This is a genomic window from Affinundibacterium seohonense, from assembly GCF_014284305.1.
Lineage (GTDB): Bacteria > Pseudomonadota > Gammaproteobacteria > Burkholderiales > Burkholderiaceae_D > Undibacterium > Undibacterium seohonense.
The window spans coordinates 1-9,869 of sequence record NZ_JACOFW010000046.1; the positions used below are offsets into that span (position 1 = coordinate 1).

General features: G+C 46.4%; 9 protein-coding genes and 1 pseudogene. 2 read left to right on the forward strand and 8 right to left on the reverse strand.

The window, feature by feature from the left end; genetic code table 11:
* Positions 1 to 135 precede the first annotated feature (135 nt).
* The 7 genes from H8K52_RS20140 to H8K52_RS20170 all read right to left on the reverse strand — a co-directional run bounded on the left by H8K52_RS20140 (position 136) and on the right by H8K52_RS20170 (position 6,249).
* Entirely contained in the window at positions 136 to 534 is a 399-nt protein-coding gene (locus H8K52_RS20140) for a hypothetical protein (protein WP_186924709.1), read from the reverse strand.
* A 40-nt stretch (positions 535 to 574) separates the two neighbouring features.
* Positions 575 to 1,780: a hypothetical protein gene (locus H8K52_RS20145; RefSeq protein WP_186924710.1), complete on the reverse strand. Its 1,206-nt coding sequence runs from the start codon at positions 1,778 to 1,780 to the stop codon at positions 575 to 577.
* Between the two features lie 90 nt (positions 1,781 to 1,870).
* Positions 1,871 to 2,263 carry a hypothetical protein gene (locus H8K52_RS20150; protein WP_186924711.1) on the reverse strand — a complete coding sequence of 131 codons (393 nt, stop codon included), beginning with the start codon at positions 2,261 to 2,263 and terminating at the stop codon, positions 1,871 to 1,873.
* A 708-nt stretch (positions 2,264 to 2,971) separates the two neighbouring features.
* Positions 2,972 to 3,133 carry an amino acid--tRNA ligase-related protein gene (locus H8K52_RS20155; protein WP_281388011.1) on the reverse strand — a complete coding sequence of 54 codons (162 nt, stop codon included), beginning with the start codon at positions 3,131 to 3,133 and terminating at the stop codon, positions 2,972 to 2,974.
* Positions 3,134 to 3,158: 25 nt separating this feature from the next.
* On the reverse strand, positions 3,159 to 5,333 hold the full coding sequence (locus tag H8K52_RS20160) for a prolyl oligopeptidase family serine peptidase (RefSeq protein ID WP_186924712.1): 2,175 nt from the start codon (positions 5,331 to 5,333) through the stop codon (positions 3,159 to 3,161).
* A 272-nt stretch (positions 5,334 to 5,605) separates the two neighbouring features.
* The gene (locus H8K52_RS20165) at positions 5,606 to 5,818 is read right to left on the reverse strand and encodes a hypothetical protein (RefSeq protein WP_186924713.1); all 213 of its coding nucleotides are present in this window, start codon (positions 5,816 to 5,818) and stop codon (positions 5,606 to 5,608) included.
* Between the two features lie 80 nt (positions 5,819 to 5,898).
* Positions 5,899 to 6,249: a hypothetical protein gene (locus H8K52_RS20170; protein ID WP_186924714.1), complete on the reverse strand. Its 351-nt coding sequence runs from the start codon at positions 6,247 to 6,249 to the stop codon at positions 5,899 to 5,901.
* 193 nt (positions 6,250 to 6,442) lie between these two features.
* Here H8K52_RS20170 and H8K52_RS20175 point away from each other — a divergent pair.
* Both H8K52_RS20175 and H8K52_RS20185 read left to right on the forward strand, forming a co-directional pair.
* A pseudogene (locus H8K52_RS20175) lies at positions 6,443 to 7,350 on the forward strand (tyrosine-type recombinase/integrase).
* Positions 7,347 to 8,456 (forward strand): IS91 family transposase, encoded by a 1,110-nt coding sequence (locus H8K52_RS20185; RefSeq protein ID WP_246464727.1) that lies wholly within the window; start codon positions 7,347 to 7,349, stop codon positions 8,454 to 8,456. The pseudogene H8K52_RS20175 and the gene H8K52_RS20185 overlap by 4 nt, the downstream one beginning before the upstream one ends.
* 344 nt (positions 8,457 to 8,800) lie before the next feature.
* Here the strand turns inward: H8K52_RS20185 and H8K52_RS20190 are convergent, their stop codons facing one another.
* The gene (locus H8K52_RS20190; protein WP_186924717.1) at positions 8,801 to 9,217 is read right to left on the reverse strand and encodes a hypothetical protein; all 417 of its coding nucleotides are present in this window, start codon (positions 9,215 to 9,217) and stop codon (positions 8,801 to 8,803) included.
* Positions 9,218 to 9,869: the final 652 nt, after the last annotated feature.

The following is a 9,869-nucleotide window of genomic DNA, read 5'->3' on the forward strand; positions in this document are numbered from 1 at the left end:
TTCGAGTAATATTCATTTGGACTTCTCCTCTGTGAACTAATCAGTTTTACCTCTAATTAGTTTGGCACATTTGATGCCGTAGGGGGAGGAGTCCATTCCATTGCCTTACGAAAAGATTGCGCCTTACAGGGCTTGTTAGACATCGTCGTCGAGAATGCAGATCTCGTAGAGTTCGGGGCTAAGAGATTCAAAATCTAGGCTTTCTAGAGCGAGATTGACTGGTATTTCGAACCCGAGTCGACGCAAGTGATCTGCATGACTTGCGGGAATTACTGTGCCAGATGATCCATCGTGTCCTGATCCGTCTAAGTTCACCGAGTAAAGCTGCTTTCCGCCACCGTTTGGCTTGGCATATACGTGCGCATGCCTCTGAGTTAGAGTACTTGTGTTCTGTGGATCAATACGTAACGAATTCTGGGTGCCTGAAATGTTTTTATACGTTTGGTGCTCGAGTGCAAGGGAGAGCTCTGTAAGCTTTTTCTCTTTGGATTCATTCAATTTTACTTCTTTCAAAAATTCTTTAAATCGTTTCATGTTGAGCTTTATGATGTTATGTCTAACGCTAATTTATAGACTACGTAGCGGTACCGAAAATTACTCGTTCTGCAAGAAATCTGAGAAGAGGGATAAATTCCTCAATGACATTCTCTGACTCTGAGAGAGGGATGTGACAATCTTCGCGTTTGTAGCGATCGCTGGAATGGACGATCGCATTGCGGATATGCTTCAATAGTTTGGCGGAATTGGCGAGAGCATGGTCCTTCGTTAAATTTATTTGAAATTCCTCGCCAAACACCTTTCGTCGTTTCGTATATATTTTTTCGCCGCATGCGTCCTCAAACTTTTTGATGTATTCAATGAGATCATCTTCCTGAACAAATCGGTCGAGAACATTTCGCAACATTTCCGTTTCATCAGATCTTGCATCTTGGCCACGGACTGCCGATATAACTTTGTCGAGAGCCTCTCGATTGGCGCGGAAACCGGTACTATTAAGTAATGAACTAAGCCGATCATGAAGTAATAGTTCTGAAACACGAAGGAAGTAGTACTCCAAAACATGGTAATACGCGAGAAAACTTTGGCTAGAAAATGGGCTCGCCTTTGCCACTTTGTAATAACTAACGACATTTTCATCATAGGTAGCAAACGGAATCGATTGTTCCTCTATCGGTGTCTCTATGTATATCGACTTAATTCGTCGAGTGTTGGGTTTCCAAAGCACCATTGAGTCATGTTGTTCGACTGCGATTTTAAACAAGCTATTTCGAATTGCAGAAATAGCTTTTTCTTTTAGACCGACTGGCGTCTTACGTCCCTTGTGATTGTAAGTTGCAGTATTTGGCATCCAGATAAAATTGGGAAGACGGCGAATGAATAAGTTAGTTTCATATAGCCTTTTTTTGACGCGACGATTGAAAAAATCCTCATACTCTTGGGAATCAAAGAACGAAAATGCAAACGCGAATGATGCTGTGCCTACATTCACGCTATTTCCTTGGCGATCGTTCAGTGTGTACTGTTCAGGTGCCAAAATAGGTGCTGGCGAGAGTCTAGAGACCATTACTTCTACCGAGTTGTTATAAACCATCGTTCGCAACTCATGATCGTATGTCAGACTTCGCGCTCGTTTGTAATCTCGAAATGCGTCACGCCATTCTTCTTCAAACCTGAGTTTGACCGGTTTAGGGTCTCTTGGAAAATGCACTTCGTCACCAACGACGGAGCAGTCCACCCCGAGTGCGTTTAATCTATTGCAAATATGGAGTTCTAAGGTCATGGGAAAATATAATGTAACAGTAATCGGACGACCGATCACAAATTCATAAAATACTGAACCGCATTGCGGCCAGTCCGATCGACCATCTTGTTATGCATTGCTAAGGCCTTCAGGAATACCACTTGCCCCGTTTATTTTTGAAATTTTCCATTTGTTCGAATTGTTGTTTTCGAAATCAATTTTATATTCAAACGACGAATCAACTGCGAGCAATAGGACGCAAAATGTTAATCCGTTCTTTTTCCAAACAAGTTCGCGGAGCTCTGATCCCAAGGCGTTGAATTTTTCAAAGAAACTCTGGAGTTCAAACGGGTCGAACAAAAAGACCCCCGCGTCCGTAACATAAGATCCATTTGAACCGAATTGTGCATCGGTAGCGCTGAATCGAACAAATGCTTTTTTCCAAGACGGAGCATGAGTCTGCATTGTCTCAATCAATGCTTTCGCAAGTTCAATCGTTACCTCAGACTCTCGATCATTCATATGGAAGGCTCCGCTGAAATCATTGATGCATAACGCAAAAGTGAGGTGAGCCGCGTGGCACAAGAAAAACGAAAGTTCAACAATATCACGGCTTCACCTTCGACTGTCTTGTTATGCGAGTCCAAATGGACATAATGAAATACCCTGAGAAATAACCGATAACGCAGTACAACAGAATAATCATGAATAGAAACGGCACCATAACTATTGCAGATCCTCGCGCCGATTCGAATAGCAGACTGATCGTGAATGTGACAACACCGAGTGCAGCGATACCCCCAAAGTACGCCGATGGTTGAGAAATTTTCGCACCACCGACAAGAACATTAAAAATAAAGAGGCATGCAATTGCGATGCTGCTTACCTCACCACTTAGCCAGCATAATGATAAGAATATGACGACAGTAGCGATGCTCAGTGAACCTGGACTATTTCTAATCATTGAAAGTGTCATGACGCATAACTTCAATTTAATTTAACAAAAATGCATATTAACTTGGCTCGTGAAAAATGACAATTTGTTTCAAGTCTGTTGAAACCCGCATAGCGCTTGATTGATAATCGTAATGCTGTATAAACCTTTGGTATAACCAAACCAACAAAAAGTGCACGTCACAGAATTTCAAAACAGCGAGTTTAATCATCGAAATACCAACAAAAAAGGGCGACCCAAAGTCGCCCTTCATCATCCGAACTTAAACCAACAAATTAGAAACGCACATGACCAGGTGTACGTGGGAAAGGAATCACCTCCCGCACATTACCCACACCAGTGATGTAAGACACAGCACGTTCAAAACCTAAACCAAAACCTGCGTGTGGTACTGTGGCGTAGCGGCGCAGGTCGCGGTACCAGTAAAATGGGGTCATGTTAAAACACGACCCCATTCGTCTTTCATTTCGTATGATGTAAGACAAAAGAAAAAATGTCTGCCATTTTTTCTAAGCCATTTTTACGTGAAGTCGCGAAGTGCCCTGTCTCGTAATTCACGCGCAACAATGCACCAGGCACATTTGTCGATGCAGCTTGCATACGTGCTGCAAATTTTCCGACCTGCCATGGTTCTACACGCAAATCATTTGCACCTGTGATGAGCAAGCAGGCTGGATAGCGCACGCCATTTTTGACAGCATGATAGGCATCCATTTTGAGTAAAGAATGGAATTCATCTTCTTTCTTGACAGTGCCAAATTCGACATCATTGCCGGGGCCGTTCGCCGTGAGTTCAAAACGCAATACATTAAATGCACCAACTTCGCCGATGGCTACAGCAAACAAATCAGGACGCTCGGTGATGGCGCGACCGACCATAATGCCCCCCGCGGAGGTACCCCACAACGCCAAATGTTTTTTATCGGTCCATCCCAGTTTAATTAGGTGTTCAGCTGAGTCAATCGCATCGCGCCAAGTATTCGGTTTAGTGGCTTTTTTCCCCGCCAGATGCCAAGCATCGCCTAACTCGCCTCCACCGCGCACATGGGCATAGACTATGACACCACCCGCATCAAGAAAGGCCATATTCGCTGAACTAAAGCCCTGGTCGAGGATAGTGCCATAAGCGCCATAAGCAATCATCAATAGTGGATTGCGGCGATTGAGGGTAATGTCTTTCCTATGCAAGATTTCCAGTGGCACTTTGACGCCGTCACGCGTCGGCGCGTCGATGCGTGTCGTCTTGAAGCGCGAAACATCGAAACCTAGCGGACGTTCAAATTGATGTTTCTGGCTATGAAGATTTTGTGCATTGACTTTGTAGGTCGTACCTGGAATGGTGAGGTCGTCCATGTTGTACCATGGACCATCTTCGTCGAGTGCCCCGAACATACCCCAAACCGAGCCAGCTTGCGGCAAGTGTAGGCGTTCGACCTGGTCAGTTAGCGAGATTCGCTGTAAGCCATACAGCCCACGAGCGAGGTCTGCGACGTAGATGCCATCACGGGCAGCGACCAATGCATTGAGGACGCCTTGTTTGGCCGGTAAGACGATTTTTCCGCTTGCGAAGTCTTCTTTATCAGTATGGATTTTAACGATCTCGCCACGACTTTCTCGGCCTTTGGCTAGGGCATAAATCGTGTCGCCAATGAGATCTATGGCTTTAACACCTGCAGATTTGCCGGCAATTTTTCGCCACTGCGGTTTACCATCGAGCAGGTCTTGTGCTTTGGTGACATAGACTTGGCTGATATCATTTCCATTTAGTAAATGCATCCCCAGTATCCAATTGCTACCCAAGGCACCACGGACCACTGGTAAATCGTCTTCCATACCATCGAAATCTGGTCCTTCACTGTTGCGAAAAACTTCTCTATCCGTATTGGGAGTGGTTCCTAATCGGTGCATCCAACAGCTACCGCCGCGTCCAAAATCAGGAGAGCCAGGAACTGCATCTGCTCGCACGCGGTAGTAGAAAAAAACAGATCCATCACTATTCCAACCTGAACCGCGTGACAAGATTTTTGTAATCTCTACTGTATCGCCGGTGCTGACGTTTTTGATGTAAGTGGTGGAGATTTCGGAACCGCCAATTGAAACCCCGTAGGCGATATGCTTGCCAGTAGGCGAGGGTACAAAATAGTCTACGGTTGCCGGCACATCTTCTGACTGGCGATGAACATCGGGGTCAATCAATACCCGTTCGGCCGATTGTAGCGAGTCACGCACAAATACTTTGAAAGCTTGCTCACCCTTCAAACGTTTTTCGATGAAAATGCGTCCACCAGCGGGAAGAACATTTCGTAGTGAGTCAGCATCAGATGAGAACAATTCCAAACGTTTAAGCATCGCTGCGCGCTCAGGTAAGGCATCTAAGTTAGCGCGTGCGTAGTCGGCTTGCGCACGCAGCCAGCTGTCCCATTCGGCGGTCTTGGGCTGTGTTTCCATCCAACGATAATCATCACTGACTTCTACGCCCCAATATTTGTCGACCACAGTCGCTATCCTAGCCTTGGGCGGCAAGCTAATGCTAGCTGGCGCTATTTTTTTTGATTGAGTGGCAGTTGCGACGCTAGGGATCAAACTGCTGGCCGCAGCCCATTGAACAAAGTCCCGACGTGAGATGGCGTGTGACATGAGATGGTAATCCTATTAAAAAAATGGAATTCCATCGATCTTATTTGAATCTATTTGCCTTGGTCAAATCATTTTCGGCTGGCTGTGTTTGATTTGGCTGGCGATCCTAACAAGGCTGAGATCCAGCTCATGTCGACAACAATTTCGTAGAAAAAAGTGACCTACAAGCCGCATTTCTTTTAAGTACTCAATCAAACTTTAATGATCGAGTATTTTTAGTTTGCAATAGCACTCTTGACCTCAATGCTCGATATAGCCATTCCGCAAGCTATTCATTCTTCGGCGCTGCGTAGTGCTTTGCATGTGAGCAGCTTTGGATAGACAATTTCCAAGTTGTCGACAATAGGCAATCCTTTAAGTTGTCGATGGCAGGTTTCGGCGGTGAACGCGGAATAAGAGCTTTTTTCTAATTCTTCAAATTTAAAAATCTCATCCGCAATTCGATGCATATGTTGCGCCAATATTTTTTCTTTTGATATCGGCATAACGCAACGGTGAACGGCTGGCCGCCCACAAATAAATAAAATACTGAACCGCATCACAGCCAGTCCGATCGACCATCCTGTTATGCGGACTTCATATATTCACGGATAACAGGCGTCGTTGCCACGAGCAACAACATATCTACCCCAATCGAATAAACAAACATGTGATAGAGCGCGCAGAAAGCCGCCGCGAAACCTACTCCAACTATTACCCAATTTGGTCGGGTTCGAATTACTAACGTAAGCAAAAGAAGTACAACGACAAAACAAAGTTCAATTGCTGCAATCCCCGGATGCTGAATCAAACGGCCGAAACTCGCTTTTGCCGACGGATGCCAACGTTCATCTAGAAATTGCCTAGACCAGACGGCTATCGTGAAAATAATCCAGAAATATAGAAAAAAAGTTGGGCTATTGAAAAAGCGTTTCATTTGATTGAGGCATAATGTAGAGTTAAGCGGCGCGCGTCAGCGCGCCCGGAGGAACGGAGTGGAGTTCACTTGAACGCCAAGTTGGACGAAGCCGCTACGCGGAGAAAACAAAGCATACCAACTCCGAAATTCAAAATTACAATTCTATCTCAAGCCTTCAACGGTGAAGGCACTATTTTGAGGAGAATTGATTATGAATCACGACTGGCCTGCGGACTTTGAATCGCATTACCAAACCCATCTACAGCGGCTTCGACTTGCTGGCTTTCGTCCTAAAACAATCGAAGCTTATTCGCAAGGTGTGCGGCGTGCTGGACTGTATTTCCAATATCAAATTAATGCCTTAACCGAGGCGCAGTTAACGCAGTATTTCTCTAAATTACTGAGCACCCATTCGTGGAGTACTCTCAAGCACGATTTGTATGGACTCAAATTTTATTACGATAAAGTCTTACACCAAGATTGGCCTGCACCGAATTTGGTGAAGGCGCCTCACAGCCAGCGCTTGCCCGATATCGTCACAGTAGAACAGATGCAGCAGATTATTGCCAACACCAAGGTACTCAGTTATCGCGTGTTTTTTTATGTGCTTTACAGTCTTGGCTTGCGCCTTGGTGAAGGTTTGCGCTTGCAAGTTGCTGATATTGACGCGGATCGTCTGCGGGTGCAGATTCGGGACGCGAAAGGCAATCGTGATCGTTTCGTGCCGCTGCCAGTTTCTACCTTAACGGTGCTGCGTCAATTTTGGATGGTGCATCGACATCCCCATTTGCTCTTTCCGAATCGTGCTGGTGGTTTAAAGAAAGCGCATCTTGCGCCCACGCACTTAGACGATGGTGGCGTACAAAGAGCCTTGCGCGCTGTGTGCGTCGATATCGGTTTAAAAAAAGAATTTCACCCCATAGCTTAAGGCATAGTTATGCCACGCACTGTATCGAAGCAGGCATCAATCTCTCAGACTTACAGCAGTTCCTCGGCCACCAATCCATCCTCACCACCACGCGTTACACGCATCTGACAAATCATCAAACCGAGACCGCAGTTGAACGCCTCAACCTCTTGATGAGTCGACTCTACATCCATTGGGGAGAGATCAAATGATCCGTTTGATCGATATCCTGCAACGCTTTGAAAGTGATTTCCTACACACCTATGGCACATCACTTTTACCCAGTCAACGCCGCGCCCTGAGCGCCTTTAAGCATTGTCGAACAAAGCTTTCGGCACAGATGCGCGTGCAGTGTGAGGCTTGTTTCAAAACCGATTATTTGCCACATTCGTGCGGACACCGATCCTGCCCGCATTGCCAAGCCCATGAGTCCCAGCGCTGGATCGAACAAGAGCAAGCAAAACTACTGCCCGTCGATTATTTCATGCTGACATTTACCCTCCCAAAAGAGTGGCGAACACTGGTGTGGCAGCATCAGAAATCACTCTATGATTTGCTCATCAAAACTGCCTGGGACACCATCAACACGTTTAGCCAGCATGATAAACACTTACAGGGAAATACCGGTGCCATTGCGGTACTGCATACGCATAACCGACGCTTAGATTTCCATCCGCATGTGCACATGGTAGTTCCCAGTGGGGCGATCAATACCGAGCAACAGCGCTGGCGGATCAAGCAAACCAAATACCTCTTTCATCATAAAGCGCTTGCGAAAGTCTTTCGTGCCAAGATGTTGGACGGCATCACCAAACTAGGGTTCGTCGTACCGAAAGGAATCACGGATAAATGGGTGGTGGACTACAAACAAGTTGGTAGCGGTGCCAAGGCGATCGCTTATTTAGTACGGTATTTGTACCGAGGTGTCATCCAAGAAAAAGATATCCTCTCTTGCGATGATCAACATGTGCGCTTTCGGTATATCGATTCCAAAACCAAGACAACGCAAACCAGAACGGTCACTGGCGTGGAATTTTTAAGCTTACTACTGCAACACATACTACCCAAAGGCTTTCGTCGCGCCCGCAACTTTGGCTTCCTTCATCCCAATTGCAAACGACAAATCACCTTGTTACAAATCCTGTTGCGAGTCCAACGACCAGCGATCACACCGGCGCCAAGACCGGTGATGATTTATGCTTGTTGCGGTGGGATTAAACGGATCCCACAAACGCGAATCGAATCTCGATATCGTCCCAATGTCAAGGATGTATCCATGCCACATGTGGTTCCAACCAGCAAGGGAATCATGATGTAAGCGCTCTGGCTAACCCCAAAAACAACCGTCGAATGACGGCTAGATAAACTCGTCTTTACATTGAGAAAAACCAGCAAATACGCGGTAAAAAATAAGGAGAAGTGAGGAAACCACCAGAAAAACGACGTCAATTTCAAGCTCAGCTAAATCTCGCCAAAGTCAAGACAGCGACATTCCAACCAACAGTGCAAACAGGCAAAAGCTATTTGCATAAGCCATCCCCAAACACACGCAAATAAATCGGGCTCGTCCAACAAACGGTTCAGATCGTGGCCGCTTCGCGTCACGATCTAACCTTACTCGTTGGGCATCAGCGACTGCTTTGCTGAAAGAGCGAGCCTCGGTTAAGAGCCAAAGTAGTAGCGTCCGTTTCTCAGTCCAAAGATAAGGACATCCTTGTAAGTTGAAACAACCCCTCCTGGTAGTTTATTCGGTGCGAATTCGACTAGCAGCCAACCTTTCGGATCGATGGTTGGCTTGGCTCCCTGGCTAACGGCCTGCTTGTACTGTGCTTCGTATGCGGAAAAGGGTAGTATCTTCGCTGAGGTAATAATCGCGTTGGCACGCTCCCGGAATTGCCACTCGATTGCTGAGCGGTCCTGTTCTTTAGAAAGCGAGACCAACGACATGTATGCCTGTAAGTCTTTTGCCAGAAGCGCACTCTTGTACGCTTCTACCAATTGCTGTGGTGACTTGGCTCCTTGCGCAAATGCCTGCATCGCGACGAGGAAGAGAATGGCTGTGACTGTAAATTTCCGCATGACGCTTTCCTTCAGTGGTGAACGGTTTGTGATGCCCAACGTTTGAATTCAGCGGCCGCCGGAGGCTGTCAGCTGGGATGATTTGTTAGGCCATGAATCTACCGCTCTGTATTTCACATACGAAACCAATTGCCGCTCCAGAAACTCGCAGAGAATATCTTTCCATTGGGGGTGCTGCATTGGCCTCCACCACCGCTCCGACTTGCAGATACGTAGATGAGCTCACATGTGAGTGTGCTTCCATCTGTGGGCAGCAGTGTGCCCTTCAACGAGCCATCGCGTTGTCGCTCAAACCGTACTTGACCGGTTTGTCGCTGGCCATCCATATCAATCTCTAGCTTTCCGCTGGACTGATCCAGGGTGCCTCGGTATCCTTTATCCCCCAAGATTTCAAATCTATTTTCTTTGGAGTCAATTGGGTACGTGCAGCCGGCCAACAATGACAATATGGACGCCAAAATTGCGAATGTGCTCTTTAGTTTTGGCATTGAAAATCGATGAATATTTCTATAGTTTCGCATGGCCTAACGAATAGCGTTTATCCGCCGCACCGGAAACGCAAAAATAAGAATCCGCGATCATTGCGGCGGATAAACCTTGTTGGACTGAACCGACTGTGAGTCGATTGATTAAGGGGATTGTATGCGAATTG